Here is a 1359-nt window from a genome sequence, read left to right on the forward strand (position 1 = left end):
GCTCTGGTGGGAAGCCGTGCTGTGGCTTGCCACTTCACGGGCAGCGCATCTCGTCGCCTGTGCTGTGGCTGCGCCCGTTCGTTGCGGTTCCGGTTCCGGTTCTGCCCTTCGTGGGCTCATCCCCTTGATGTGTCAGGAGTTCGACCATGAAGCTTCGTCGTGTAGCCGCGATGTCCCTTGCCACTTCGGTCCTGGTGGTCGGCGGCGGTCTGTTGTCCGCATCGTCAGCCACGGCTGCCGCTCCCGTTGCCCCCGATCCCGCCGCGTGTGTGGGTCTGCTCAAGGACGCGGCCACCGCGGCAGCGGCCTTCGCGGCCGCCAACGTCACGTATTCGGCCAGCATGGCCGCCGCCCTGGTCATTGCCGCCGACCCGGCCGCCGCTCAGGCCACGGCGGCGGAAGCCCTCAAGGCCCAGAAGACGGCCGACGATGCGGCTGCTGCCGCCCTGAAGACCGCAGCGGCCGCTGCAGGCTGCGTGCTGCCGGCCACCCCCACGCCTCCCCTCTCGCCCTGACGCTGCGGGGGCAGTTCCCCCGGGAACGCCACGGCGCGCGCCGGTGCCACGGGGAGTCGGCTCATCGACTCCCCGTGGCACCGGCGCCGTTCAGGGTGCGGCTGTCACATCTCGGGTCGGCGGTAGGTCACGGTGTTCCGTTGGCTCCGTTTGCGCAGGGGCTGCCGCCGCCGAAGGTCCCGCCTTTGCCGCCAGTGCCGCCGTCGAAGAGCAGGCCCCCGGTGGCGTTGCCGCCGGCGCCGCCGATGCCGCAGGCGCCATCGGCGCTGGCACCGGATTTCGCGCCGCCGTTGCCTCCGTTGCCGCCGTTGCCGCCGGAGTTGAGGATGCCCCCGTTACTGATGCCGCCCGCGCCGCCGATGCCTGCGGCACCGCCCGGGTAGGCGCCGCCGGAGCTGCCGTTGCCGCCGTTGCCGGCCTTCCCGCCCTTGCCGCCGTTGCCGGAACTGTTGATGCCACCGGCACCGCCGTTACCGCCCGCACCGCCACCGTGGCCGATGCCGCCGTTGCCCGCGTTACCACCGGCACCGCCGTTGGATCCGCCGGCGCCGCCGAGGCCGCCGCGGCCACCTGCGCCAGCGTCGGCCCCGGAGTTGCCGCCCGCGCCGCCGATGCCGCCCGCACCCCCGCGGGTGCCCGCTCCGCCTGCTCCGCCCGCACCGCCGGCACCGGTCAGACCGCCGGCCGCGCCGGTGCCGCCGTTGCCGCCCGCCGCGCCATTGGGGCCGGCATTGCCGCCGACGGCGCCCGCCCCGCCGCTGCCGCTGCCGAGGCCGGTGCCGCCGCTGCCGCCCGCACCACCGACCCCGCCCAGGACACCGTTGCCGCCAGGACCCCCCGCACC

Annotated in this window: 1 protein-coding gene and 1 pseudogene; one reads left to right on the plus strand and one right to left on the minus strand. The window is 75.3% G+C overall.

The genetic code is table 11. The annotated features are described in order from the left end of the window. The first annotated feature begins 146 nt into the window (after window positions 1-146). Window positions 147-515 carry a hypothetical protein gene (locus tag ACFWTC_RS38955; RefSeq protein ID WP_384030741.1) on the plus strand — a complete coding sequence of 123 codons (369 nt, stop codon included), beginning with the start codon at window positions 147-149 and terminating at the stop codon, window positions 513-515. Window positions 516-642: 127 nt separating this feature from the next. Here the strand turns inward: ACFWTC_RS38955 and ACFWTC_RS38960 are convergent. Further along, window positions 643-1359: pseudogene (locus tag ACFWTC_RS38960) on the minus strand (PE family protein); the annotation flags it as partial.

Source organism: Streptomyces sp. NPDC058619, assembly GCF_042717785.1.
Lineage (GTDB): Bacteria > Actinomycetota > Actinomycetes > Streptomycetales > Streptomycetaceae > Streptomyces.